The organism is Streptomyces sp. NPDC020898 (assembly GCF_044333925.1).
GTDB lineage: Bacteria > Actinomycetota > Actinomycetes > Streptomycetales > Streptomycetaceae > Streptomyces.
Genome location: NZ_JBIRRV010000007.1, coordinates 259,239 through 285,815 on the forward strand (window position 1 = coordinate 259,239; position 26,577 = coordinate 285,815).

A 26,577-nucleotide genomic window follows, 5' to 3' on the forward strand; every position below is an offset into this window, starting at 1 on the left:
TCCAACCCCTTGCCGAAGCCTTAGCCGAAGGTTAACGTCCCGCTCCGCACCTCCTGTTTCAGCCACTCGGCGTTGAGCCCGTGGCCCGCAGCCGCACCAGAGACAAGGACGTCACATGTCGGCCATGAGCAACAACTGGGACCGCCGATCCATCTTCCGGGCCGCCGCAGGCCTGTCCGCCGCGGGCGCGCTGACCGCCTGTGGCGGCAACACCGGGCGTTCCAGCGGAGGCAGTTCGGGCACGAACCTCACGCAGTACTTCCACGCGTACGGCGAGGCGGGCACCGAGCAGGCCATCAAGAAGTACGCCAAGGCCTATGACAAGGCCAACGTGACCACGCAGTGGATCACCAGCGCCGACTTCGAGAGCAAGCTCTTCGCGACGCTGCTCACCAAGAACGCGCCCGACCTCTTCGAGTTCCACCCGCAGATTCAGATGATCAAGAGCGGCCAGGTGGCGGACCTGACCGACATCATCGAGCCGGTCAAGGCGGACTTCAACCCGGCGGACATCAAGTCGCACACGGTGGACGGCAAGATATACGGCGTCCGGATGATCGACGACCCGCAGTTCTTCTTCTACCGCAAGTCGATGCTGGAGCAGGCCAAGGTCGAGGTGCCGACCACGCTCGACGAGCTGATGGAGGCCGCCGCCAAGCTGACCACCAACAAGGTCAAGGGCCTGTACATGGGCAACGACCTGCACAACGTCATCAGGCCGATGATCTGGTCGGCCGGTGCCGACACCCTCAACGAGAAGAACGAGATCGCCTACCACACGGACGGCGTCATCGAGGGCATCAAGAAGATGCGCAAGCTGTTCACCAGCGGCGACCTTCTCCTCGGCGCACCGACCGAGTCCTGGGACCCGTCCTCGCTCAACCAGGGCCTGTGCGCCATCCAGTTCTGCGGCATGTGGGCGATGCCGGGCATCCAGGCCGCGCTCGGCGACGACTGGGGGGTCTTCCCCTTCCCGAAGACCATCGACTCCGGCAAGCCGTCGGTCTACAACGGCGGCTGGTCGATGTTCGTCAACGCCAAGAGCGAGAACGTCGAAGCCGCCAAGGAATACGTGAAGTGGCTGTGGATCGACCAGAAGGAGTACCAGGAGGACTGGGCCACCTCCTACGGCTTCCACGTTCCGCCGCGCACCTCTCTCGCGCAGTCGGCCACCAAGCTCAAGTCGGGCAACGCCGCTGAGGGCGTCAGGCTCTTCAACGAGTTCGGGCACTTCGACAACATCGGCTGGACCCAGGCCATGATCACCGCCCACGAGGACGTCTTCGCCAACAGCGTCCGCAAGGACATGGACCCGGAGGCCGCGCTCGACAAGTGCGACACAGCCGTCAACCGCGAGCTCAAGAAGCTGTTCGGATAGGCCGCGGGACGGATCACGACATGTCGACGACCAAGACGCGCGACCTCGCGCGCCCCGCCCCGGCGAAGGCCTCACCGGCCAAGCCGCGGCGGGCCCTGCGGGGCAGCCCCACCTTCAACTTCTGGCTCTTCACCGGGCCGTTCCTCATCGGTCTGGCGATCTTCGTCTACGCGCCGATCCTCTGGAGCCTCTGGCTCAGCTTCTTCGAGGCCCGCTTCACCGTCACGCCCGACAAGTTCGTCGGCTTCGAGAACTACGTGTACATGCTGACGAACGACGACTTCGTCGGCTCGCTCGGCACCTTCACCGCCTTCGCCGCGTTCATCGTGCCCACCACCTGGGCGCTCTCGCTGGGCCTGGCCCTGCTGGTGAACCGGCTGCGCTTCATGCGGGCGTTCTTCCGGTCGGTCTTCTTCCTGCCGACCGCGTGCAGCTATGTGGCCGCCTCGCTGATCTGGAAGATGTCCATCTTCAGCGGCGTCCGCTTCGGCCTGATGAACACGGTCCTCGGCTGGTTCGGGATCGAGAACATCGCCTGGCTGGCCGACCCCAATCCGCCCTGGTACTGGCTCGTCATCGTCAGCGCACGGCTGTGGCTGCAGTCCGGCTTCTACATGATCCTGTTCATCGCGGCGCTGCAGAACATCCCCGGCGAGCTGTACGAGGCCGCCGCCATCGACGGCGCCAAGCCGGGCTGGCAGACCTTCCGGTACATCACGCTGCCCCAGCTGCGCGCCACGTCCACCGCCGTGGTCCTGCTGCTGCTGGTCGCCGCGTACCAGGCCTTCGACGAGTTCTTCAACCTCCTGTCGAAGACCACCTGGGGCCGTCCACCCCTGGTCGAGCTGTACTACAAGGCCCTGGGCGAGAGCCAGGACTACGGTGCCGGCAGCGCGGGCGCGGTCGTCCTGACCGTGCTGATCTGTGCCGTGACCCTGCTCCAGGGCAAGTTCATGGGCTTCGGAAGGGGGGAGGAGTCCAAGTGACCACCACGATGCCCGAGGTACGGGGATCCACACCACCGCCGGACAAGCCCCGTCGCGTCAGGCGCGGTGGCGGCGTGATGAGCTCCACCGGGCTCTACATCGCCACCGGGATCTCCGGCTTCCTCTTCCTGGTCCCGTTCTACCTGCTGGTCCGCAACGCCCTCTCCACGGACGCCGAGATCACCGGCGAGAACTGGAAGTTCTTCCCCACGGACGTCCAGTGGGGCAACATCAGCGAACTCTTCAACGACCAGACGGTGCCCTTCGCCCAGTCCCTGTGGAACTCGGCGGTCGTGGCCACCCTGCACACCGTCGGCGTCCTGCTGGTGTGCTCCCTCGCGGGCTACGGTCTGGCCCGCATCCCGTACAAGCACGCCAACAAGATCTTCTACGCCGTCCTGGGCACCCTGATGGTCCCGACGGCGGTCACCTTCGTCCCGAGCTTCGTGCTGGTCTCGTCACTCGGCTGGGTGGACACCTACCGGGGGCTCATCATCCCGGGCCTGTTCAGTGGTTTCACCTGCTTCCTGTTCCGGCAGTATTTCCTGGGGTTCCCCAAGGAGCTGGAGGAGGCGGCGCGGGTGGACGGACTGGGCTACTGGGGTGCGTACTGGCGCATCGTGGTACCCAACTCGCTGAACTTCTTCGCGGCGATGGCGACCATCACCTTCATCCAGGGCTGGAACTCCTTCCTGTGGCCGCTGGTCATCGGCCAGAGTCCGGATGCGTGGACCGTTCAGGTCGCGCTCTCCAACTACATGACCAACCAGACCGTCGTCTTCCATATGATCTTTATGGCGACCGCCTTTTCCATCCTGCCCCTGGTGTTCGTGTTCCTCTTCCTCCAGCGCTGGCTGGTGCAGGGGATCGCCCAGACCGGCATCAAGGGCTGAGCCGCCTATCGGACTGCACCACGGGCTGAACTAGGAGACCGATGTCCTTCCGCACCACGGCCACCTCGACCGACTACGTCGAGGACGTCTCACCCGGCAGCGGGGCCCTTCCGCCCCGCGCCTGGTACGCGTCCTCGGACGCCGGTTCGCTGTCCCTCAACGGCAGTTGGAGTTTCCGGCTGTCGCCGACCGCCGACGGCGCGGACGACTCGTTCGCCGAGCCGGGCTACGACGCCGGGGACTGGGCCGAGGTGACGGTCCCCGGCCACTGGGTCCTCCAGGGCGACGGGGCCTTCGGTTCGCCCATCTACACCAACCACCTCTACCCCTTCCCGGTGGACCCGCCGCACGTCCCGACCGCGAACCCGACCGGCGACCACCTGCACGTCTTCGACCTGCCGTCCGACTGGCCCGACCTGTCGGACGGCGGGGCGGTGCTGCGCTTCGACGGCGTCGAGTCGTGTGCCCGGGTGTGGCTGAACGGCACGGAGATCGGCGAGTTCAAGGGCTCACGCCTGGCGCACGAGTTCGCGGTCGGGCAGCTGCTGAAGCCGAGCGGCAACGTCCTCGCCGTCCGGGTCCACCAGTGGTCGGCGGGCTCCTACCTGGAGGACCAGGACCAGTGGTGGCTGCCGGGCATCTTCCGCGACGTCACGCTGCTGCACCGCCCGGCGGGCAGCGTCCTCGACTTCTTCACGCACGCCTCGTACGACCACACGACCGGTGAGGGCACCCTCCGCGTCGAGTCCGACGTCGACGGGCGGGTCACCGTCCCCGAGCTGGACATCGATGTCAGGACCGGTGAGCCGGTGACGGTCGCGGTCGAGCCGTGGACCGCCGAGACACCCCGTCTGTACGACGGTGTGCTGGTCACGGCGGGTGAGCGGGTGCCGTTGCGCATCGGCTTCCGGACCGTGGAACTGTCCGACGGGCTCATCAAGGTCAACGGCAAGGCCGTCCTCTTCAAGGGCGTCAACCGGCACGAGTGGCACCCCGAGAAGGGGCGCGCACTCGACCTGGAGACCATGCGGGCCGATGTGCTGCTGATGAAGCGGTACAACCTCAACGCCGTCCGCACCTCGCACTACCCGCCGCACCCGGCCTTCCTCGACCTGTGCGACGAGTACGGCCTGTGGGTCATCGACGAGTGCGACCTGGAGACCCACGGATTCACCGAGCAGAACTGGCGCGACAACCCCGTCGACGACGACCGCTGGACCCCGGCCCTCCTGGACCGCGCGTCCCGGATGGTCGAGCGCGACAAGAACCACCCGTCCGTCGTCATCTGGTCGCTGGGCAACGAGGCCGGCACCGGGCGCGGCCTGACCGCCATGGCCGAGTGGATCCACGGCCGCGACGACTCCCGGCTCGTGCACTACGAGGGCGACTGGGACTGCCGCGACACGGACATGTACTCCCGGATGTACGCCGACCACGCGGAGACCGAGCGCATCGGCCAGGGCCTGGACGGCGGCACCGGCAAGCGCCGCCAACTCCCCTTCATCCTCTGCGAGTACGGGCACGCCATGGGCAACGGCCCCGGCGGTATCGCCGACTACCAGCGGATCTTCGAGGCCCACGACCGCATCCAGGGCGGCTTCATCTGGGAGTGGATCGACCACGGCATCAAGGACGAGCGGTTCGGCTACGCGTACGGCGGCGACTTCGGCGAGGAGCTGCACGACGGCAACTTCGTCTGCGACGGGCTGGTCTTCCCGGACCGGACTCCGTCACCGGGGCTCGTCGAGTACAAGAAGGTGATCGAGCCGGTCCGCATCGAGGCCGACGGCTCGGACGGGACCGTACGGATCACGAACGCGTACGACTTCGCCGATCTCTCGCACCTGGAGTTCGAGTTCTCGTACCAGGTGGACGGATTTCCCACAGGTGCGCACACGCTCGCCGTGCCGCCGCTCGCACCGGGTGAGTCGGCGGAGGTCAAGCTGCCGGCGCCCGCGCCCGACGGCAACGGCGAGGAGGTCCAGTGGACGGTCCGCGCGCTGCTCGCCGCGGACACCCCCTGGGCGGGCCGGGCCCACGAGGTCGCGTGGACGCAGAAGACCGTCGCGCCCCGCGGGCCCCTGCCCACGGCCACCGGTGCCCGGCCCACGGCCGACGGCGACCGGATCACGCTCGGCCCGGCCACCTTCGACGCCCGCACCGGTGACCTGCGGTCCCTCAACGGGGTGGACGTCACCGTTCTGCGCCTGGACGTGTGGCGCGCCCCCACCGACAACGACGACGGCGCGTCCTGGCAGGACGACACCCGGTACGGCGTGCTGTGGCGGCAGCTGGGCCTGCACCGCATGCAACACCGGCTGGACGGCGTGGAGTCGGACGGCGACGGACTGACCGTACGGACCCGGGTGGCGCCCGCCGCCCGCGAGGTGGGCCTGCGCACGGTGTACCGGTGGACGTCCGACGGAACGCGGCTGCGCCTGACCGTCTCGGTCGTTCCTGAGGGCGACTGGAAGCTGCCGCTGCCCCGGCTCGGCGTCCGCTTCGGGCTGCCGGCGGCCACGGACTCCGCAGTCTGGTTCGGCAGTCTGGGCGAGGCGTACCCGGACACCAAGGCCGCGGCGAAGCACCTTCAGTGGGACGCGAGCATCGACGATCTCCAGACGCCGTACGTGCGTCCGCAGGAGAACGGCGCCCGTGCCGACGTCCGCTGGGTGGAGCTCGACGGCCTCAGGGTCGAGGGCGAATCGGAGTTCTGGTTCACCGCCCGGCGCTGGACCACCGAGCAACTGGACGCGGCCACCCACCTCACCGACCTCAGGGCCGGCGACACGGTGTGGGTCAACCTCGACCACGGCCTGCACGGCATCGGCTCACAGTCCTGCGGTCCCGGCCCGCTGCCGCAGTACTTCCTGAAGGCCGAGCCGACGGAATTCTCGTTTGTGTTCTCGGCCGCCGAGTGATCGACTGAAATACCGTCAACTCACTGCACCCGGAGGGGCATTGAGCGGCAGTATCGAGGTTCGTGGCCTGTCCCGGACCTTCCACACGACAGTGCGGCGTCCCGGTTTCACCGGGGCGCTGCGCTCCCTGGTCCAGCCGGAGCGCGTCGCGAAGGACGCCGTCTCCGACATCACCTTCGACGTGGCGCCGGGTGAACTCCTGGCCCTGCTCGGGCCGAACGGCGCCGGCAAGTCGACGACCATCAAGATGCTCACCGGCATCCTCACGCCCACGTCCGGCGAGGCACGCGTCGTGGGCGTGGTGCCGTACAAGGAGCGTGAGCGCAACGCCCGCAACATCGGGGCGGTGTTCGGCCAGCGCACCCAGCTGTGGTGGGACCTGCCGGTGCGCGAGTCGTTCGCGATCCTGCGGGACATCTACGAGATACCCAAGCCCGAACACGCCGTACGGCTGCGGGAGTTCGACGACCTGCTGCAGCTCTCCACGTTCTGGGACACCCGCGTACGGCATCTGTCGCTGGGCCAGCGGGTGCGCTGCGACCTGGCGGCGGCGCTGCTGCACGACCCGCCGGTGGTGTTCCTCGACGAACCCACCATCGGTATGGACGTGGTGGTCAAGGAGCAGGTACGGGAGTTCCTGCGGCACCAGGTAGAGGAGCGCGGCCGGACCGTGCTGCTGACCACGCACGACATGACGGAGGTCGAGCGGCTCGCCGAGCGGGTCGTCCTCGTCAACCACGGGCGGCTCGTGCTGGACGGCACGCTGGACGAGATCCGGCAGAAGTTCGGCTCGACCTGGCAGGTCCGGGCGACACTCGCCGACCCGCACACCGAGGTCGTGGCGCTCCCGGGCATCGCCCTGCTTCGCCGCGAGGGCCCGCAGATGGTCTTCGGCCCCGACGGCCCGGACGCGCCGACGGTCCACCAGGCGCTCAAGCAGGTCATCGAGCGGTACGAGGTGACGGACATCGCCCTCGACGAGGCCGACCTGGAGGACGTGATGCGGGCCGCGTACGTCCACGCCGACGCCCCGGCCGACATACCGCAGGGGGGCGCCTGACATGGCCGTCCTGCCCGCCTGGCGGGCCGCCAGGGTCACCCCCCTCGGTGAGCTGCACGCCCCGCCCCGGATGACCGCCGCCCTGCTCCGGCTGACCGTCCAGGTGGTCCTGGTCGCGTCCCTGTGGAACGGCCTGTACCACCAGACCGGTACGACGGCCGGCCTCGACCGCGAGCAGGCGGTGACGTACGCCGTCATGGCCGTACTCGCCTCCCGGCTACGGGAGTTGGACCAGTACGCGGGCCGCGACACCGTGCTCCAGCACATGCACTTCGGCACGATCGTGTACTGGTACCTGCGCCCGCTGGCACCGGCGCGCTACTACGCGCTGCGGGCGCTCGGCGAGCAGCTGTACGGGTTCGCCTGGGCGCTCGCCGGGTTCGCCCTCTGTCTGGCCACGGGGGTGATCGAGCCGCCCGGATCGGCCGCCGTGGCCGGGGTGTTCGCGCTCAGTCTGCTGCTCGGCCAGCTGGTGCTCTACTACGTCATGCTCGTCATCGACCAGCTGTGCTTCTGGACGCTGCGCAACGGCGCCGCGATGCTCATCCTGATCTTCGCGCAGAACCTGCTGTCCGGGGTGTACGCACCGCTGTGGTTCTTCCCGGACTGGTTCGTCAGCCTCAGCTCCTTCCTGCCCTTCCAGGCCACGCTGAGCGTGCCGCTGTCGCTGTACGTGGGCCGCATCCCGCTCTCGGACGCCGCCTTCCAGCTCACCGTGCAGGCCGGCTGGATCGTCGTGCTGGCCCTGTTCACCCGGTTCCTGTGGCGGCGGGCCGCCCTCCGTGTCGTCTCCCAGGGAGGCTGAGGTCCGTGAACGGCGTACGTATCGCGTGGCGCATCACGCGCCTCAACTTCCGTGCCCAGCTGGAGTACCGCTCCGAGTTCCTGCTGATGATCGCGATCGGCGCCATCTGGCAGGTCTCGGTGATCGTGTTCGCGACGGTGCTGCTGACCCGGTTCACCGGCATGGGCGGCTGGGACAGCTCGGAGGTACTGCTGATCCCGGCGACCCGGATGCTGGCGCACGGCATCTTCGTGCTGTTCCTCGGGCGGATGCACGGCATCGGCCGGATCATCCAGGAGGGGATGATCGACACCTATCTGGTCCGCCCGATGCCGGTGTTCCGACAGGTCCAGCTGTCCTACTTCCCCACCAACGCCATCGGCGACCTGACGGTGGCCGTGGGCCTGATGGTGGGCGCCCTGTCCCGCAGCAACCTGGACTGGACGGCGGGCCGGATCACGTACCTCGTGGTCTGTGTCCTCGGCGGGATGCTCCTGGAGGCGGCCCTGTTCACAGCGGTGGCCTGCGCCTCGCTGCGCTTCCCGGCCGCCGACTACTGGGGCCGCTGGCTGGAGGAGCTGCTGGGTACGTTCGGCAGCTATCCGCTCAACGTGCTGCCGAGGGCGGTGAGCGGCTTCCTCACCTTCGGGCTGCCGCTGGCGTTCGTCGCGTACTTCCCGGCGGCGGTGCTGACCGGCCACGGCGACGAGACGGGCGTGCCGTACTGGCTGGCGGCGGGCTCACCGTTGGTGGGCCTGGCAGCCTTCCTGGGGGCGCGGCTGCTGTGGCGGTGGAGCCTGGCGCACTACACGGGGGTCAATGGGTGACGCCCGCGCAGCGGCCCAACAGCGGTCCCCTCAGCGGTCCTTCGGTGAACTCCTTCAGTGATCCGCGCAGCACGGTGTCGGGTCCGGCACCTCGAACGGCACCAGGGTGCCCCCGACGGCGGGCATGGCGGCGAGGACGAGTTCGCCGTCATGCCACTGTGGGCGCACATGACCATGCGTCACCATCGTTTGCCCTACCGGCGGTTGACCCTGGGTGCCCAGAACCGTCACCCGGTCGATGGCGCTCCGTGTCAGCAACTCCCCCACCGTCATGGCGCCGTTGAGCGAGCCGACGCCCGGGTAGACGACCGCGCGACCCACCGGGTCGGGAACCCCCGGCCTCACCTCGTACCCGTGTGCCGTGAGCCGCTCCTCGGCGGTGCGCAGGAGCGGCTCGGACGGCAGCGTGAACGACAGGGCGACTCTGGGGCGGTCGCCGCGTACGAGGTGGGTGCAGCCGAACGTGCCCTCGGGGAGGGCGAGTTCGGTGGCGAGGGCGAGGAGGAGGTGATCGGCGGCGCGGAGGGCAGGCACCGGGGTGTCGGCCCAGCAGGCGTACGGCGTCACGAAGGCAGCACCCACACCGGGTTGGAGTAGAACCACAGGTCGCGCCACGGGTCCGCGTCACCGACGACGTCGATGGCCGGGCCCGCCGGGTCGACCGCCGCACCCATGGCGCCCGGCGCGGACCGGTTGCCGTCGGAGCCGCGCAGCCGGACGTACACCGGACGGTCGACGCGACCGAGGTCGTAGGTGAGCCGGACCGTGCCGGTGGACTGGCTCACGTCATACGACTTCACGACCTTGGCTGTCGGCGCCGTGAAGGTGTCCCGGTCGGCGACCGGGCCGGTGACGTCGCCCTGGATGACGTCCACCCGGGCCAACTCCGGTACGAATCCTGCCCAGTTGGGGTCGTCGGCCATCGTCACGTCCACCGTCAGCGTGACCTTCGTGCCCCTCTTCACGTGTAGTGCACCGCCGAGCGTGCTCCAGCGCCCGCCGCCCGAGACGCGCACCTCGAGGCCGCTGATCAGCTGGCCGTGGTCCACCCAGATCCGGCCGGCCCGGATGCCGTCCATGACGGCGGCGTACGAGAAGCCGTCGGAGCCGACGTGGGTGCGGCTGTACTGACCGGGCCAGTAGTCGCCCTGGGTCAGGTCGACGGCGCCGCTGTACACGGGGTCGGTGTGCTTGCCGTTGAGGTCGTAGTCGGTGTCGGGGCCGCCGCGCTTGGCGGTGTCCGTGTAGACCTGGTGCGAGTCGGAGTTGGCGGTGATCCACCAGGGCCGGCCCTCGGCGAGGAGGCTGTCCCACAGGCCGCCGACGGTGGACGTCATCCAGTCGAAGCCGCCCCAGGTGCGGTAACTCTCCAGCGGGTAACCGGCGAAGGAGTTGGCGCTGGGGTTGTTGTCGTAGATGCCGCGGGCCCGGCCCATACCGGTCGGCGCGGCGATGCCGCCCGCCTGGTGGCCGGGTGCGCCCTCGAAGCCAACGGCGATCTGGTGGCCGGCCGGGGTCGCGTCGCGCCAGGCGCGGATCTCGTGCGGGGAGTCGACACCGCGCCGCGCCGGGTGGTTGGCGAGCATCAGCGCGTCCTTGACCTTGCGCCGTCTCACCTGCTCGGCAAGGAAGTTGAGGCCCGCGACGGCGAGCGCCTCGTTGGCGGGCGTCGAGCTGGAGGCGTTCTTCACGCTGCCGTCGTAGTCGGTCTCGAACTGCTTGAGGACGGACACCTCGTTCTTGCCGGGGTGCACGAAGACCGTGCCGTGCTCGGCGCCCGGGATGTTCCACTCCAGGCCCTGGAAGACGAGGGTGTCTTCGTAGGCGTCACGGGCCTCGCGGATGTCCGGGTTGACCTTCTCGACACCGATCTTCGAGTGGGTCACGTTGCCGTGGTCGGTGATGACCAGCCAGTCCATGCCGTACCGGGCGCCCTGGCGGACCTGGTCGACGACGCGGTACTTGCCGTCGTTGCTGTACTGGGTGTGGATGTGGTGGTCGCCGGCCAGCCACAGGAAGCCGTTCGAGCGGCGGCCGCCGGTGGCGGCGTACGCGGGAGCGGCGGCGGCCGGAGTGACGACGCTCGCGGCGGCCAGACCCGCTCCGAGCAGCCCGGCTCCACGCAACACGGCGCGTCGCGACCGCTGTTCGGGGCTCAGGGCCTCGTCGGGCACGGCGGTGTCGAAGGCGGCGGGCAGCGCCGTACCCCCTTCGTGAACGTGCTCGTGGGAGTGGTGGTGGTCCCCGTGCCCATGCCCGTGTCCGTGCCCCATGGCTGCGCCTCCTCAGTCACGCGGCACCAACTGTGCGCCGCCTGAGGAGAATCGGTGTGAAACATGAACCTTGTTCAACCAACGGGTGATCGCAGGGCGACCCGGACGCGGCAGATCGCCTCTCCACTCACTGTTCCCCCAGGAGCCCTTGTCCATCACACTGTTGCCCCGTGAACCTGAGCAGTGTTCACCTATCCTCCCCATGGAGACACCCCCACCATGAGAAGACTCATCGGCACCCTGGTCGCCGGCGCGCTGGCGGTCGCCGGTCTCGCCGCCACGACCGCGCCCGCCGCACAGGCCGCGGCTCCCGCCTCGGGCACCTTCAACGTCCTCACGTACAACGTCGCGGGCCTTCCCGAGCTGCTGAGTTCGGGCAACCCTGAGGTGAACACTCCGCTGATATCGCCGCGTCTGGGCGCGTACGACATCGTCAACGTGCAGGAGGACTTCAACTACCACGCGGCGCTGTACGCGAACGACAACCACGCGTACCGCACGGCGACGACTGGCGGAGTGCCCTTCGGGGACGGTCTCAACACCCTCTCGGACTACGCCTTCCAGGACGTCGAGCGGGTGAAGTGGAACGCCTGCACGGGCACCAACTGCCTTACCCCCAAGGGCTTCTCGCTGACCCGGGTGCGGCTCGCCGAGGGTGTCTACGTGGACGTGTACAACGCCCACCCCAACGCGGACGACACCACCGAGGCGCACGCCGCCCGGCGGTCCAACATCTCGCAGCTGTCCGCGTTCATCCAGGCCAACTCCGCGGGCAACGCGGTGATCGTCGCCGGTGACACGAACACGCGGTACACGCGTGCCGGTGACAACATCCGCACGCTCGTGTCGGACAACGGCCTGACGGACGCCTGGGTCCAGCTGGTGAAGGGCGGTGTCCAGCCGACGCAGGGCAGCGACGCGCTCGTCTGCCCGACGACCGCGCCGACGAACAACTGCGAGGTCGTCGACAAGATCTTCTACCGGGGCAGCAAGCTCGTGAACCTCTCCGCGACCCGCTACAACAACGAGTGGGCGTCGTTCCTGGACTCCGCGGGCGGCAACCTCTCCGACCACTTCCCGCACGCGGTCGACTTCTCCTGGACGCTGCCGACGAACCTGCGCGCGAGCGACTTCATCGGCGGCCCGCACGGCACGGCGTTCAGCGACGCCGACGACCTCCCGTCGGCGCTTTCGCCCCGCACGCTGACCCTGCGCGGCGCCTCCCGCCTCGACGCGGTGTCCCTGACGCACGACAGCGGCACGACCCTCACCCACGGCGGCACGGGCGGCACGGCCACCTCCCTCACCCTGGCGTCCGGCGAGCACCTCACCTCGGTGAAGCTGACGCAGGGTCAGAAGGACGGCCGTACAAGGGTCTTCTCGGCGGCGTTCACCACCGACAGGGCCCGCACCCTGACCTCCGGCACGGCCACGACGGACACGGCGACGTTCACGGCACCGTCGGGCTGGCAGATCGTGGGCTTCACGGGCCGCGCGGGCACCGAGATCGACAAGCTGGGCGTGGTGTACGCGCCGATCGCCTGACCGGCCCGGTCACGGGCCGTTGGACGAGGTGCGGGCCTGCGGGGCCGGTCCTCTTCCAGCGGCCCCTGATCTGCGCGCGTTACGGCGACGCCGCGGGGGACACATAGGCGCGGTAACCCGGCCGGGCGGGCGGGTCGGGAAGGTCGAGAGGGCGCCAGAAGCGGCCGTACGACGGAACGCGCTGACCGCCCGAGAGCAGGATCGCGACCGGCTGCCGTGCGCCCGCGTCGGCCAGGGCCTCGGGGGTGGTGGAGGCGTCGTGGCCGGTGGGCTGGCGGGAGGCGCAGCCCATGAGGAAGGCGACCCGGATCGCGTCGTCGCCGGTGAGGACGCAGGGCGGTCGTACGCCCTGGGCGCGCAGCTCGGCGGCGACGCGGGCGTTGGCGGCGGCCGTGGCACGGGCACGGCCGGTCACGCCGTCGAGGGCGAGGTACTGGACCGCCAGATGTACGGCGAGGCCCGCGGTGACGAGCGCGATGACGGCCGGGCGCCGCCGTCGTGGGAGGGCGCAGGCCCGGACCAGGCCGTACGCCGTGGGCAGGGCCAGCAGGGCGTACGCCGGGAGCAGGAACCGGGGTGCCGCGTAGCCGACGGTGAACAGGTAGGGCACGGCGAGCGTCGCTCCGACCGCGGCGGCCAGGAGGACCGGGGCGCGATGCCGGGTGCGGGCCGCCCCGCGGACGCCGACCGCGACGACCAGGGGCAGCGCGAGGAACCACAGGGCGCTGACGGGGTGCCGCAAGGAGCCGTCGCAGGGACGGCACAGGGTACGGCCGCCCAGGGCGCGCGCATGGTCGTCGACGGAGAAGTACCAGCCCAGGTGCCCCTGGATCTCACTCGCCCGCCGCAGCCGGGTGCCGAGGCCGCCATGAGCCACGTACGCCTCGATGATCCACTCGGCGCAACCGAGCGCGGCGGAGCCGACGATGACGGCGAGCAGGAGCGTCCGGCGGCGGTTGCGCGCCCGGAGGGCTGCCACGGTGAGCGGCAGGGCCAGCCAGACCGCGTCCGTCGGGCGCATGAGCGCGGCCAGGGCCACGCCCGCGCCCAGGCCGGTCAGCGCACGGCGGTCCCCGGGGTCGCGGGCGGTGCGCAGGAAGCAGCCGACGGCGGTGAGCGCGCCGAGGGCGACCCAGAGGTTGGGCATGGCCTGCGGGCCGTAGAAGACCGTGATCCACAGGCTCGCGAACAGGGCGCCCGCGACGGCGAGTACGGCGGCCGGCAGCAGCTTGCGCCACACCCACAGCGCCACGAAGAGCCCGGCGCCGGACAGCAGGGCGAGGTAGCCGCGGAGCGCCTCGGTGGAGGTGGTCCAGGCGGCGACCGGTGCGACCAGGAAGGTGATGCCCCGCGCGCGTGGGGCGCTGAAGAACGCCGCCGGGGCCTGCGGGCCGACCTGGCTGACGTACACGGTCTCGTCCCAGCCGAGCCCCACGCCACGGACCACGAGGGCGAGCTGGGCGAGGGTGAAGGCGGCGGCCACGGCGAGCAGCCAGGGCAGGGGGCGTGCGAGCGTCTCCTTCGTCCCGGCGGGGTCCGTGCCCCGTCCCCGGGCCGCCTGCAGCACGCCGTCCTGGTGCCGCGCGAGGGAGACCGAGCGTGATTCCTGCATGGTCTTCACGCTGCGGGCCGGGGAAAGGGCTCACCACGTGGGGGCGGGCAGTTGGCGGAACGAGAGCACCTACAGGGGGTGCGAGGGAGCGCATCGACGGCGTACGGCACACGTCAGGAAAATCATTGCGTCCCGGGCCTTCCCAGCCGGTAGCTTCGGTCGGATGAGTGATCACTACGACGTGCGCGGCAACGGCCCGGTCCTCCTCATTATCCCCGGCGGCGCCGGACACCCCATGGGCCTCGACGACTTCACGGCCCACCTCGGCGAACGCTTCACCGTCGTGACGTACGACCCCCTCGGCCTCGCCCACGGCCGGCTCGGCCTGCCCGTCGAGGAACAGCGCGTCGAGTGGTGGAGCGACGGTGCGGCCCGGGTCCTCGACGCGGTGCTGCCCGACGGCGAGTCCGCGTACGTGTTCGGCACCAGCTCGGGTGCCATCGCCGCCCTCGACCTCGCGGCCCGGCACCCGGGCCGGCTGCGGCACGTGGTCGCGCACGAGCCGCCGGTCGTGGGGATACTGCCCGACGCCGAGCGCCAGCGGGCGATGTTCACCGACGTGTACGACACCTACCGCACCCACGGGCTTCAGGCCGCGGCGGCCAGGATGACCGCGGGACTGGAGGAACGGCCCGCCACCCCGCTGGAACCGGGCACCGAAGCCCAACCGCTCTCCCCCGCCGACGAGTTGAGCAACCCGATGGCCCTCTTCCTCACCCGCGTCGTCCTCCCGTTCACCTCCTACGCCCCCGATCTGACCGCCCTCTCCGCCGCCTCTCCCCGGCTCACCGTCGGCATGGGCGTCGACTCCACCGGTCACCTCCTGTACCGCGCCGCCACCTTCCTCGCCCGACGCACCGGGAGCACCGCACGCCAGTTCCCGGGCGGGCACCTCGGGGCGCTCACCCACGCGGCGGAGTTCGCCGCGCGGCTCATGGAGACGCTGGTTCCGGCCGGCGTCCCGAAGCCGACGCCGACCGCATAGACAGCAGGCCTCACCGGTGTCAGCGGCGCCGGCGCTCCCGCCCGAACGCCACCACCTCGTCGTACGAGGGTGACGCACCCCGCGGTGCCCGGCCCGCCCGGATGTCGGCGAGCGCCTCCACGGCCGCGCCGAGTGCCCGCCGGTAGAGGAGCGAGCCGAGACTGACGCGGCGTACACCGAGGGCGCCGAGTTGGGTGACGGTGGGTCCGGTGGGCGAGTAGAGGACGTTGAGCGGGACGTCGAGACTCGTCACCAGGGTGGCGATCTGGTCCGGGTCGCTCAGTCCGGGGACGAACACCCCGTCGGCGCCCGCCTGTTGGTAGGCGTCGAGGCGGGTCATGGTGTCTTTGGCGAGGGCATCCGGACGAGGGCCGCCGAGCCAGTACGTGTCCGTGCGGGCGTTGACGAAGAGATCCGGGGCGGCGGCCTTCACGGCGGCGATCTTCTCGGCGTGCAGGGCGGCCGATCCGAGGCCGTCCTCCAGGTTGATGCCCACGGCACCAGCGGCGGACAGCTCTCGCGCGAACTCCCCCACCCGGTACGGGTCTTCGCTCAATCCGCCCTCCGCGTCGACGGACAGGAGGAAGTCCTCCGCGCCGAGGTTCAGGGCGAGTTGGAGGGTGAGGTCCCGGGTGGCCGCAGCGCCGTCGGGCAGTCCGACGGCCGCGGCGACACCGAGGCTCGTCGTGCCGATCGCCGCGAAACCCTGCGCGGCAAGGGCCATCGCCGAGGCGTGGTCCCAGGCGTTGGGGAGCAGGAGGGGCTCGTCGCGGTGGTGGAGGGCGGCGAAGGCGGAGGAGGAGGCCGGGAGGGAGGAGGCCGGGGCGGAGGCGGTCATGCCGTCACGGTAGAGGCCCGACCGTTTGGCGCCCGCCGAACAGTTCCCGCGCATCGGCGAAATCCGGTCCGATCAAGCGGCAACCTTTCCCCACCCCACGGCAACAGACAGGTATGACTTCAGCACCACTCCCCCGCAGCGCCGCCCACCGCCGCACCCACGCGGCCCGCAAGCCCCTGATCGGCGGCCTCGCGGCGGCCGGTCTGCTCGCCGGCGCCTGGTACGCGACCGCCGGAGCGGCGACGCCCGCGGCGCCCGCCCTCAAGGTGACCGCCACCGCCGTGACGCTGCCGGCCAAGTTCCCCTACCTGTCCGCCGGTTACAACAACACGCGGGAGTGGACGCGTACGGCGACGGCGGTCGCGCCCAACGGCACGCTCCGGGTCGCCTGGCCGGCGGCGGACGGTGTGCACGTGACCCCGCTGACCTCGGCCGGCAAGCGCGCGGGCGGTGACGCGGTCGTCAAGGGCACCAAGGAGGTCGGCGGGCTGGTCGCGCACAACGACGGCTTCGCGCTGCTCACCCGGGTCGCCGACACCAACAAGTGGAAGGAGACGGCGGCGGCCCTGGTCCGCTTCTCGGGCGGCAAGGAGGCCTGGCGCACCAAGCTCACGGGCACCGCGTCCAAGGACACCTCCCCGACCCTGGACGGCCAGCTCACCTGGAACGGCACCAAGTACGGGGCCTACTTCGTGGTGCACGGCGCCGGCGGCTTCGCCGACGGCCACTTCGGCGACAAGCTGTCGTACATCGGCTCCAAGGGCGCGAAGCTCAGCGGTGGTTGGGGCTGGGGCTGCTCCCACAACGAGGGCATCGCCCTGCACGCCGAGGCCACCGGCGCCTTCACCTCCCTCTGCTTCGACGACTGGCGTTCCGGCCTGTTCGTGTCGACGGGCATCGGAGCCCCGGACAACGCCCCCGCGGTCCAGCGCGAGCAGTGCTGGGCGGGCTACTGCGGCGGCACGTACGCGAGCCGCACCGGCGACCTGGTGAAGTCGTCCACCGGCCGCTACGCCACCGCCTACGGCTCCCGCGGCGCGGCCTCCGCCAAGAAGAACCCGGACGACGCGAGCGGCCGGGGCTGGACGGTGAAGCCGAGGTGGAACACGCACCAGGTGGCCGTGTCGTTCCTCAAGAACCGCAACTCCCCGGCGGGCAAGGCGATCTACCTCACCAACGCGCCGGGCACGGAACACGTCAACGTCCGCGTCGCCCCGTACGGCAAGGACCGGCTGCTGGTCTCCTGGGAGTCCCTGAAGAACGCCAAGTGCGCGAGCGGCACCTGCACCGGCACGTTCACGGGCACGCATCTGCGGCTGATCGACTGGAACGGCGCGTTCAAGACGCCGGACAAGGTCGTGCAGGCGCGCATCACCGGCGACATAGCGGCTCTGAAGGACGGCTCTCTGACCTGGGCCTACGTCCCGGTCACCCCGTCGTACGCGACCGCGCTGAACGGGGCCTCACCGACCACGGCGTCCCTGCGGATCGCTCGCCTGGCGCTCTGAGCCGACCGCACCGGCACGTGCGTCTCAGCCCGCGAAACTCGATCGACGGTTCGCCGCGTACCGCAGAGCATGACCGCCATGGTGGACACCTCTCTGTACGCGGCCTTCCTGGCCGCCGCCTTCGCGCTGTGCGTCGCTCCCGGACCCGACATGATGTTCATCGTGGCCATGGGCGGACGCGGCGGCCCGGTCACCGGTGTGCTGGCCGCGCTGGGGGTGGCGGCCGGTGCGCTGGTGCACGCGCTCTCGGCGGCGCTCGGCCTGTCGGCGCTCTTCACGACCCTGCCGGTGCTGTACCACGTACTGCGCTGGCTGGGCGCGGCCTATCTCCTCTACCTGGCGGTCAAGGCGTTCCGCGACCGCTCGCCCCTGGCGGCCGAGGAGGACACAGCAGCCGCGTCCGGCCCCGCCGGACCGGGACGGCGGCGCGCCTTCTGGCAGGGCGCCGTCACCAATCTCCTCAACCCGAAGATGATCCTGTTCAACGTCGCGTTCCTGCCGCAGTTCGTGAACCCGGGCCTGGGGCACGTGAGTTGGCAGCTGCTGCTGCTCGGGCTCACGCTGGTCCTGATGGGCCTCACCGTGGACGTCTCGATCGGTCTGCTCTCCGGCCGCCTGTCGTCGGCGCTGCGCAGCAGCCGCCGGGTGGCCCGCGGCCTCAACATCTTCAGCGGCACGGTCTTCACGGGGCTGGCCGTACGGCTGGTCGCGGCGCCGGAGTAGCCACCACGGCACCCGGGCCGTCATGGCGTGTTGAACCTGGGGCGCCCCGGTTCCGGTCGGGACGCCCCAGGGGCTCTGATGCGGGGCCGCTAAGCGCTCCGCGGGATAGGCGGTTCGTCTGCCGCGGGCCGGTGAGGGCTGGTCGCTCCCCCACTCTCGACTTCGCTCGACCGGGGGGACCCCCATCGCGGCGGAGCCGCAGTTCGACACAGCCCCGCGCCCCTTTGGGGCGCGGGTTGCGCACCCGACTTCACCAGGACCGCTCAGCGAACCCGGCCCCGGTTGACCAGCCGCTGCGCGACCAGTTCGTCGCGCACCAACTCGGCGTACACCGTGGCCCCGTGGACGGACGTGTGGGTGTTGTCGCGCTTCTCGTTGTAGAGGTACAGCGCCTTGGAGCCCTCGACGCCGAGGGACTCCACCAGCGCCTTCGTCTTCGCCGTCAGGTCGATCAGCGGTACGTCCTGTGCTGCCGCGACCGCGCGGATCACCGCCGGGTGGTCGACGCCGAGGCCGTTGACCAGCAGGGCGGTGCCGTTGTTCAGGGTGCCGTCGGAGTTGAACCAGCGGCGCACGATCGGGGTCACCAGTACCGGTTCCCCCCCTCGCGCACGAATACCCGCGACGAGCGTCTCCAGATTCGCGCGGTACGTCGGCTCGTCCGTCTGCTTGTCGTTGTGGGCGAGCTGCACGAGGACCAGGTCACCGCGGCGGATCAGCGGCTGGACGGTCGGGAAGAGCGCGGAGTTGGCGAGGTAGGTGACCGTACTCTCCCCGGAATCCGCGTAGTTGGCGACGGACAGGCCCTTGCGGAGGTACTGCGGGAGCTGCTGGCCCCAGCCGGTGTACGGGTCGCCGGGCTGGTCGCAGACCGTCGAGTCGCCGACCAGGAAGATCTGCCGGGTGTGGCGGGCGGCGGGGGTCACGCGGATGTCCGCCAGGGCGGGCGCCGTCCCGCCGAGCACCAGATCGAGGCCGGGGGTGCCCGCGGCGCCGGTCGGTTCGCCCTCGGGCGTACGGACGTTGACGGTGAAGCTGCGGGCGACGCGCTCGCCCGCCGCCGTGGCGGTCGCCGGGAGGAGCGCGCGCCGGGTCTCGCCGGTGACGGCCGTACTGGCGGCGGCCTCACCACCGAGCAGCACCCGCACGTCGTACGTGCCGGGCGCGACGCCGAAGTGGCATGCGGTGGCGGTGCAGTTCTCGATGCCCAGCGCGCGCGGCCCGTGCGAGGGCCGTTCGTGAGCGGCGGCGGGCACGGCGGCCAGGGTGGTGATCGTGCTCAGTGTCACGGCTCCCAGCACAGCACGGTTGAAACGTCTCATCGCGATTCCCACAGCAGTCCTCCGACGCTCGACAAGGCCCAGCGGCAGGACCGTACATCGTCTGGCAAGCGCTTTCTAGAGTGCTGCACGATTTCACACAACCGCCAACTTCATTACAACGAAAGCCCTTTCGCGAAATCGATTCAACTGTCAGTCTTCCGAACACCGCCACCCCCTCACCCCCCACACCCCCACGTCCCACCTCCGAAGGAGGCACCCCCCATGTCCGCAGCCAACGACAGACACGCCGCGCAGCCCGGGCCCCACCTCGGCCGCCGCGCCCTCGTCCTCGGCGCCACGGCGACCGCCGCCGGACTCGCCCTTCCCGGCACCGCCCAGGCGGCGACCTTCGGCTACACCGACGACGGCACGAACTACGTCATCGACACCGGCGCCAACCTCGTCTTCAAGGTCCGCAAGTCCAACGGCGACCTGTCCTCGCTGGTCTACCGGGGCACGGAGTACCAGGGCTACGGCGGCAACAACTCGCACATCGAGTCCGGCCTCGGCGCCTCCACGGTGACGATCCGGCAGTCCGGTTCGACGATCCTGGTCAGCGTCACGTACGGCACGCTGAAGCACTACTACGCGGCCCGCAGCGGCGAGAACAACGTCTACGTGTGGACCAACAAGGCCGACACGTCGGTCTCGGCGACCCGCTTCATCCTGCGCGTCAAGGCGGGCCTGTTCCTCAACGACGAGCCCGACTCGTACACGTACACGAACAGCACCATCGAGGCCGGGGACGTCTTCGCGAAGTCCGACGGCCAGACCCGCTCGAAGCACTACTCGAAGCTGCGGGTCATGGACTACAGCTACATCGGCTGGAAGACCGGCAGCGTCGGTCTGTACATCGTGCGCTCCAACCACGAGAAGGCCTCCGGCGGCCCGTTCTACCGCTCCCTCCTGCGCCACCAGAGCGCGGACGGCGGCGGCCTGTACGAGATCCTGTACTACGGCCAGAACCAGACCGAGGAGCAGCGCTTCGGCCTCCAGGGCCCGTACGTCATCGCCCTGACGGATGGCGGCGCGCCCTCCTCGTCGCTGTACGCGGGGACCCTCACCACCTCCTGGGCGGACTCGCTCGGCATCTCCGGTTACGTCGCGGCGGGCGGCCGGGGCCGGGTCGCCGGCGTCGGGATCACCGGGCGCAACACGTCGTACGCGTACACCGTCGGGATCGCCAACTCGGCGGCGCAGTACTGGGGTTCGGCCCGCGCCTCCGACGGCTACTTCTCCATCGCGGGTGTCCTTCCGGGGACGTACACGCTCTCGGTGTTCAAGGGCGAACTCGCCGTCTACACCACCTCGGTGTCGGTGTCGGCCGGTGGCACGACCACACTCAACTCGATCGCGATCCCGTCCTCGAACGACCCGAGCAACGCGAGCGCGATCTGGCGGATCAACGACTGGAACGGCACGCCGAGCGGCTTCAAGAACGCCGACCTGATGACGTACGCGCATCCGTCGGACGTCCGGGCCGCCTCCTGGACCGGCAACGTGGTGGTCGGCAGCGGCTCCGAGACCTCGGCCTTCCCCTGCTACATCTGGAAGGACGTCAACAGCGGTCTGCTGGTGTACTTCAGGCTGACCGCCGCCCAGGCCGCCGCCGCGCACACCCTGCGCATCGGCGTGACGACGGCCTTCGCCAACGGCCGCCCGCAGGTCGTCGTCAACGACACCTGGACGTCGGCCATCCCCTCCCCGCCCACCCAGCCGACCAGCCGGTCCCTGACCAACGGGTCCTACCGGGGGAACAACAACACGTTCACCTACAGCGTCCCGGCGAGCGCCTGGCTCACGGACACCAGTCAGTACAACGTGCTGAAGATCAACGTGGTGAGCGGTTCGGGGACGACCTCCTACCTCAGCGCGGGGACGGCGATCGACGCCCTCGACCTGCTGGTGTAGCTGCCTGACTGTCCATCATGTTCCGCGCTCATGTTCCGCGCGTCCACTGCTGGTTGGTTCCTCCGTTGCACGTGTACGTGAGCAGCGCGGCACCGTTGGCGGTGGACGCGCCGTTCACGTCGAGGCACTCTCCGGTCGCGCGGGACTTGAGCAGGACGTAGCTGCCGGAGGCGGTCACCGACCACTGCTGGTTGGTGGCCGTCGCGCTGCAGTTCTCCTGGGTGACGGTGGTGGCGCCCTCGGCCACGCACAGGGAGCTGCCCCGGCCCACGAGCTGGTAGTAGCCGCCGGCGACGGACTTGAACCAGTACTTCTGGTTGTTGCCGCCGTTGCAGTCGTACTGCTTGATCTGGGCGCCCGCCCACAGTGACTGGCTGGTGACGTCGGCGCACTTGGACGAGTGCCGGGCGATCAGCGTGTTGTACGTGGCGCTGTTACCCGTGACCGTCCCGACGGCGGTGTCGACGGTGACCTCGGGAGACCAGGACATCGACATCGTGGTGGAGGACGGGAAGCTCAACGGCAGCCACACATAACGGGAGTCGTTGACCGTGCCGCCGAATGCGTTGCCCCAGCGGTCGCCCATGTAGAGGTACGAGGTGCCCGAACTCCCCTGCACGGGAAGGACGTACGCGGTCTGCGAGCCGTACGTCGTCGAGTCGCCGACGTTCGCCATGGCCGTCCACGGGCCGGTGATGCTGGTCGCGGTGGCGTACTGCTGCTGGTTGGGATTCCAGCCGGTGGCGCCCGACGTCAGCATGAAGTAGACGCCGTTGCGCTTGAACAGGGCCGGCGCCTCGCGGTGGCCGTTGTGCCAGGGGTCGGCGACCAGGGCGGCGATGCCGGTGTAGTCGGCGGTGAGCCGGTAGATCTGGAGGTCGTAGTTCTCGCGGGCCGCCGAGATCATGTAGCCGGCGCCGTCGGTGTCGACGAACACCGTGATGTCACGGGACATGTGGGTGTTCAGCGGGCGGAAGCTGCCCTGCCAGGTGTAGTTGCCGTCGACGGTGTCCGACACGGCGACCGCGGCACGGGCCTCGCTGTAGTCGGCGCCGTTCTCCTTGTGCATCCACATCACGTACTTGCCGGTGGCGGCGTTGTACATGACCTTCGGCCGCTCGATGTTGGCTGTGGTGAGTTCGGAGGCACTGGACCGGGTCAGGACGTGGTTGCGGAACTCCCAGTTCTTCAGGTCGGTGGAACGGTAGGCGTCCACGTACTGGAAGGTGTTGTCGGCGTTGCGGTGCTCGCCGAACCAGTAGTAGTAGGACCCGACCTTGATGACTCCACCGCCGTGCGCGTGCACGGGAGCACCGTTGGTGGCGGTGAACTGGGTGCCGTTGGTGATGGTCACGGCCGCGGCCTGGGCGGGCCCGGCGGTGACGAGGGCGCCGGCCAGCGCCAGACAGAGGGCGAGGAGAACCGCGTACACACGTCTCATGAGCCACTCTCCAAGAGTGAGTTGACCTGCGTGTCGGCGACGGGGATGCCGAAGTCCGGCGTGCCGTCGGTGTTCCAGCCGAGCTTCTGCACCCGGGTGTGCCGGTTGGGGTCGTTGAGCGGGTCGCCGACGATGTCCTTGTACTGGCGCGCGTGGTAGACGAGGACGTCGGTGCAGCCGTCCTCGGCGACGGTGAAGCAGTTGTGGCCGGGGCCGTACTGCTTGGTCGTGTCGTTGCTGGTGAAGACGGGCGTCGGGGACTTGGTCCAGTTGGCGGGGTCCATGAGGTCGGCGCGGGCGTCGATGGTCAGCAGACCCATGCAGTAGTTGAAGTCGGTGGCACTCGCCGAGTACGACATGAAGATCCGGCCGTTGCGCTTGATGAACGACGGCCCCTCGTTGACCCGGAAGCCGATGCGCTCCCAGTCGAACTCCGGTGTGGTGAGCCGGACCTGAGGTCCCGTCAGGGTCAGCGGATCGGCCATCTTGGACAGCCAGACGGCCGTGTTGTTGTCCATCCCGGGCTCGTGCTGCGCCCAGGAGAGGTAGCGGGAACCCCGGTGGGTGAAGGTGGTGGCGTCGAGGGAGAAGGTCTCCCAGGCGGTCTTCAGCTGCCCGCGCTCGACCCAAGTCCCCTTGAACGGATCGCGGTTGGCGTTCTCCAGGACCCAGATGCGGATGTCCCAGATGGCCTCGGCGGGCGCGGAGGCGAAGTAGACGTACCACTTGCCGTCGATGTGGTGGATCTCCGGCGCCCAGATGTGCGCGCCCATGGCGCCGGTCTCGTGCTTGCGCCAGATGACGGATTCGTCGGCGGTGGCGATACCCCGGATGGTGCGGGAGCGGCGCAGGATGATGCGGTCGTACTCGGGGGCGGTGGCCGTGAAGTAGTAACGGCCGTCGGTGTGGCGGTGGATGTGGGGGTCGGCGCGGTTGCGCACGAGGGGGTTGACGTAGGGGGCGCCGGTCGCCCGGGGAGCGGCGGCGTGTGCGGTGCCGGCGATGCCAGGGATGCCGGGGACTGTGGTCAGGGCGCCTGCGGCGATGGCGCCCATCAGGAGCGTTCTCCGGGCGGGGGTGCGGGACAGGTCGTCAGCGCGGCTCATGCGGACTGCCTCTCGGGGGTGGGGCGCGAGGTGTTTGGTTCGTGTGGATGTGTGCGTGTGTGTGCAGATGTGGGGGAGTGACACGAGCAACGTTCGTAATAGCGAACAAGATCTGTCATACCGAACGCCGAAAAGGTAAGCGTGTGTTACGGGAAGGTCAACGGGTCGGGAGGGACGAATACCGCCCAGCAACTTTCTGTTATTACCCGCGAGTCCGTTCCGTCTCCGGTGACGTGCACAGCAACTCCCCCATCACCAGCCCCGCCACCACTGTCCGCAGGACGACGACAGCTGCGGCGGCCCTCGCGATGGCCGCCGTCCTGCTCGGCGCCCCGCCCGCCTCGGCGGCCGGCCCCCGGAACGTCACGGCCGACGTACTCGCCGGCCGGGACGTCACCCTCACCGGCGACACGGTGGTCACCGTGCCCGCCGGGACGACGACGTACGACGGCGTCTTCCGCGGCGAGGGCACCCTCACCGTGCGCGGCACGGGCACCCTGATCCTGACCAGGGACAGCGACTTCACGCTGCCCAGGTCCCGGCAGGGCCAGAAGGTGAGCATCCCGGGCGGCAACCACCCGTATGTGACGGTGACGAACCCCGACCCACCGGCGGTGACGGTGGAACGGGGAGCCACCCTCCAGTACGGCAACGGCGGTACGACGGGCCTGATCGGCCACTTCCCGTACAACACCCCGGCGTTCCGCCTGAACCAGGACAACATCCGGGTCGACGGCACGCTGCGGCTGTCCCTGAAGAGCGCGTACAACCTGGGCACGATCAGCGGCGCCGGACTGCTGACGCAACCCCGGTTCCTCTGGGGCACGTGGGACCTCTCGGGCACCCACTCCTTCTCGGGGGTGATCGACAACGGCACCCAGGTGAACGCGGGCCGACCGGAGTTCGCAACTTCGCTCCCCCGCATGCGCAAGGCCCTGAACCAGGGCACGTGGACGGTCGACACCCCGCTGGGCCAGACGGTGACGATGGGGATGGACTTCTACCAGCGCGAGTACGGCAGCGACATCAACGTCCAGTCCCGCCCCGGCTCGAAGGTGGTCCTCACCGGTCAGTACAGCTGGTCGAACCAGGGCGGCGACACGAACCCGTCGCTGAGCGACCCGGCCCTCAACTGGACTCCGGCCCGGAAGAACGTCAACAAGCGCGGCACCAACATCAAGGGCGCGAACGTCCAGTGGGGCGACGGCACCACGAACAAGATCTTCATGCCGGGTACGGCCGAGACGGTCTACATCAACCTGCTTGCGGCCAGGTCCCGTTCACTCCTGACGTTCGACTACAACGGCCCGGTGACACTGGGCGCCCCGATCGGCGGCGGCCGATTCCACGACACGCTCTCCGCGCCCGGCGCCGGGGACATTGTCATCAAGGGGACGCGCGGCAACGACGTCACGTTCGCGGCCGTCCAGTACTACGACGGCTCGACGACGGTCGAGAAGGACGCGGTACTGCGGCTGGGCAGCGGGAAGACGGGCGGCGACGGCGGCCTGTACACGAAGGGTTCGCTGTACAAGGTCGTCAACAACGGGTCGCTGGTGGTCCGGAACACGAGCAAGGCGGTGGTGCTGTCGCGGGTGAGCGGGAGCGGGTCGTTCACTCAGTCGGGCGCGGCGACGACGACGCTGACGGGCAGTGGAGTGACGTACGGCGGGAGCACGACGGTCACCAAGGGCACGCTGGCGCTGAGGGGTGGGGCAACTCTCGGACGCAGCAAGGCGATTCGGCTGACCGGGACCGGCGCACGGTTGGACGTGGGCTCGGCGGGGCTGCGAGTGAGGACGACGCTCACCGGTTCGGGGACGGTGAAGGGCTCGGTGACCAACGAGGGCGTGGTCGCTGGCGGGTTGACGGTGACGGGGGGCTATACGCAGGGGGCGAAGGGTGACCTTGTGCTGCGGGGGCGGGCGTTGAGGGTTGGTGGGGCGGTGCGGTTGGCGGGGGCGCTGGATTTGGCGGCGGTGGCTGCGGGTTCGGGTGCGTTGGTCAACCCCGTCCGCACGATCGCGGTGCTGAACAATGTGGGGCGCGCCAAGACGACGGGCGCGTTCAGCGGGTTGAAGGAGGGTGCCGCGTTGAAGCTCGCCGATACGACGTACCGGATCAGCTATCGGGGCGGCGACGGCAACGACGTGGTGCTGACGGCGGTGGCCAAGGGGGCGTCGCCGACGGCGGGTGCCGGGGTTCGCTCTGGTTCGGGTGCGGCGGGGTCGGACTCGGTGGCTGCGGCCGACGCGAGTACGAACTCCGCGTCTGCGGGGTCCAGTTCGGGGCTCGGCTTCTGGCCGTACGCGATGGCGGTCGGGTTGTTGGCGGGGCTGATGATTCCGGCTGCTCGGCGGGTGCGGGGGCACGGGAACGGGCGGCGACGGGGCGGACGGCACGCGGCTCAGGGCTGAACGGGACTGATGCGGGACGGGTGGGACCTGTCGGGATCGGCCCCTGC

The 26,577-nt window shown here is 69.8% G+C and carries 20 protein-coding genes; 13 read left to right on the forward strand and 7 right to left on the reverse strand.

Translation table 11 applies throughout. From position 1 onward, the window contains the following. Nucleotides 1–115: 115 nt before the first annotated feature. From ACH4TV_RS23615 to ACH4TV_RS23645, 7 genes are read left to right on the forward strand one after another with little or no spacing between them, the layout of a single operon-like run. Nucleotides 116–1,378, forward strand: coding sequence for an ABC transporter substrate-binding protein (locus ACH4TV_RS23615; RefSeq protein ID WP_398401158.1), 1,263 nt, complete (start codon nt 116–118; stop codon nt 1,376–1,378). A 20-nt stretch (nt 1,379–1,398) separates the two neighbouring features. Continuing rightward, entirely contained in the window at nt 1,399–2,364 is a 966-nt protein-coding gene (locus tag ACH4TV_RS23620) for a carbohydrate ABC transporter permease (RefSeq protein ID WP_398401160.1), read from the forward strand. Further along, nucleotides 2,361–3,257 carry a carbohydrate ABC transporter permease gene (locus ACH4TV_RS23625; RefSeq protein ID WP_398401162.1) on the forward strand — a complete coding sequence of 299 codons (897 nt, stop codon included), beginning with the start codon at nt 2,361–2,363 and terminating at the stop codon, nt 3,255–3,257. Before ACH4TV_RS23620 ends, ACH4TV_RS23625 begins: the two co-directional genes overlap by 4 nt. 41 nt (nt 3,258–3,298) lie before the next feature. After that, nucleotides 3,299–6,178, forward strand: coding sequence for a glycoside hydrolase family 2 TIM barrel-domain containing protein (locus ACH4TV_RS23630; RefSeq protein ID WP_398401164.1), 2,880 nt, complete (start codon nt 3,299–3,301; stop codon nt 6,176–6,178). Nucleotides 6,179–6,218: 40 nt separating this feature from the next. Beyond that, nucleotides 6,219–7,238 (forward strand): ATP-binding cassette domain-containing protein, encoded by a 1,020-nt coding sequence (locus ACH4TV_RS23635; RefSeq protein WP_398401166.1) that lies wholly within the window; start codon nt 6,219–6,221, stop codon nt 7,236–7,238. A gap of 1 nt (nt 7,239) precedes the next feature. Continuing rightward, nucleotides 7,240–8,043, forward strand: coding sequence for an ABC-2 family transporter protein (locus tag ACH4TV_RS23640; protein ID WP_398401169.1), 804 nt, complete (start codon nt 7,240–7,242; stop codon nt 8,041–8,043). A 5-nt stretch (nt 8,044–8,048) separates the two neighbouring features. Then, nucleotides 8,049–8,849: an ABC transporter permease gene (locus ACH4TV_RS23645; protein ID WP_398401171.1), complete on the forward strand. Its 801-nt coding sequence runs from the start codon at nt 8,049–8,051 to the stop codon at nt 8,847–8,849. Nucleotides 8,850–8,903: 54 nt separating this feature from the next. Here ACH4TV_RS23645 and ACH4TV_RS23650 read toward each other — a convergent pair whose 3' ends face one another. Together ACH4TV_RS23650 and ACH4TV_RS23655 are read right to left on the reverse strand one after the other, a co-directional pair. Then, a complete protein-coding gene (locus ACH4TV_RS23650; protein ID WP_398401173.1) occupies nt 8,904–9,416 on the reverse strand; it encodes a hypothetical protein in 513 nt (170 codons plus the stop codon). Then, entirely contained in the window at nt 9,413–11,122 is a 1,710-nt protein-coding gene (locus ACH4TV_RS23655; RefSeq protein ID WP_398401174.1) for a PHP domain-containing protein, read from the reverse strand. The genes ACH4TV_RS23650 and ACH4TV_RS23655 overlap by 4 nt, the downstream gene beginning before the upstream one ends. Nucleotides 11,123–11,341: 219 nt before the next feature. Here ACH4TV_RS23655 and ACH4TV_RS23660 point away from each other — a divergent pair, with 219 nt between their 5' ends. After that, the gene (locus ACH4TV_RS23660; protein ID WP_398401176.1) at nt 11,342–12,667 is read left to right on the forward strand and encodes a jacalin-like lectin; all 1,326 of its coding nucleotides are present in this window, start codon (nt 11,342–11,344) and stop codon (nt 12,665–12,667) included. Between the two features lie 79 nt (nt 12,668–12,746). Here the strand turns inward: ACH4TV_RS23660 and ACH4TV_RS23665 are convergent, their stop codons facing one another. Further along, the gene (locus ACH4TV_RS23665) at nt 12,747–14,279 is read right to left on the reverse strand and encodes a hypothetical protein (protein ID WP_398401178.1); all 1,533 of its coding nucleotides are present in this window, start codon (nt 14,277–14,279) and stop codon (nt 12,747–12,749) included. A gap of 163 nt (nt 14,280–14,442) precedes the next feature. On the opposite strand from ACH4TV_RS23665, the gene ACH4TV_RS23670 reads away from it, so the two are divergent. Beyond that, nucleotides 14,443–15,264: an alpha/beta fold hydrolase gene (locus ACH4TV_RS23670; protein ID WP_398401180.1), complete on the forward strand. Its 822-nt coding sequence runs from the start codon at nt 14,443–14,445 to the stop codon at nt 15,262–15,264. A gap of 19 nt (nt 15,265–15,283) precedes the next feature. Here ACH4TV_RS23670 and ACH4TV_RS23675 read toward each other — a convergent pair whose 3' ends face one another. Then, nucleotides 15,284–16,102 carry an isocitrate lyase/phosphoenolpyruvate mutase family protein gene (locus tag ACH4TV_RS23675; protein ID WP_398401182.1) on the reverse strand — a complete coding sequence of 273 codons (819 nt, stop codon included), beginning with the start codon at nt 16,100–16,102 and terminating at the stop codon, nt 15,284–15,286. Between the two features lie 113 nt (nt 16,103–16,215). Between ACH4TV_RS23675 and ACH4TV_RS23680 the strand changes: the two genes are divergently transcribed. Together ACH4TV_RS23680 and ACH4TV_RS23685 are read left to right on the forward strand one after the other, a co-directional pair. Continuing rightward, a complete protein-coding gene (locus tag ACH4TV_RS23680; protein WP_398401184.1) occupies nt 16,216–17,610 on the forward strand; it encodes a hypothetical protein in 1,395 nt (464 codons plus the stop codon). A 78-nt stretch (nt 17,611–17,688) separates the two neighbouring features. Then, nucleotides 17,689–18,333 carry a LysE family translocator gene (locus ACH4TV_RS23685; protein WP_398401186.1) on the forward strand — a complete coding sequence of 215 codons (645 nt, stop codon included), beginning with the start codon at nt 17,689–17,691 and terminating at the stop codon, nt 18,331–18,333. A gap of 263 nt (nt 18,334–18,596) precedes the next feature. Here the strand turns inward: ACH4TV_RS23685 and ACH4TV_RS23690 are convergent, their stop codons facing one another. After that, a complete protein-coding gene (locus ACH4TV_RS23690) occupies nt 18,597–19,655 on the reverse strand; it encodes a rhamnogalacturonan acetylesterase (protein WP_398401188.1) in 1,059 nt (352 codons plus the stop codon). Between the two features lie 222 nt (nt 19,656–19,877). Here ACH4TV_RS23690 and ACH4TV_RS23695 point away from each other — a divergent pair, with 222 nt between their 5' ends. Beyond that, entirely contained in the window at nt 19,878–21,566 is a 1,689-nt protein-coding gene (locus tag ACH4TV_RS23695; protein ID WP_398401190.1) for a rhamnogalacturonan lyase B N-terminal domain-containing protein, read from the forward strand. Between the two features lie 28 nt (nt 21,567–21,594). Here ACH4TV_RS23695 and ACH4TV_RS23700 read toward each other — a convergent pair whose 3' ends face one another. Then, nucleotides 21,595–23,007, reverse strand: a complete 1,413-nt coding sequence (locus tag ACH4TV_RS23700) for an RICIN domain-containing protein (RefSeq protein WP_398401192.1) — start codon at nt 23,005–23,007, stop codon at nt 21,595–21,597. Then, nucleotides 23,004–24,113 carry a family 43 glycosylhydrolase gene (locus tag ACH4TV_RS23705; protein ID WP_398401194.1) on the reverse strand — a complete coding sequence of 370 codons (1,110 nt, stop codon included), beginning with the start codon at nt 24,111–24,113 and terminating at the stop codon, nt 23,004–23,006. The genes ACH4TV_RS23700 and ACH4TV_RS23705 overlap by 4 nt, the downstream gene beginning before the upstream one ends. Before the next feature lie 308 nt (nt 24,114–24,421). On the opposite strand from ACH4TV_RS23705, the gene ACH4TV_RS23710 reads away from it, so the two are divergent. Continuing rightward, nucleotides 24,422–26,530, forward strand: coding sequence for an autotransporter (locus tag ACH4TV_RS23710; protein ID WP_398401621.1), 2,109 nt, complete (start codon nt 24,422–24,424; stop codon nt 26,528–26,530). The last annotated feature ends 47 nt before the right edge of the window (nt 26,531–26,577 follow it).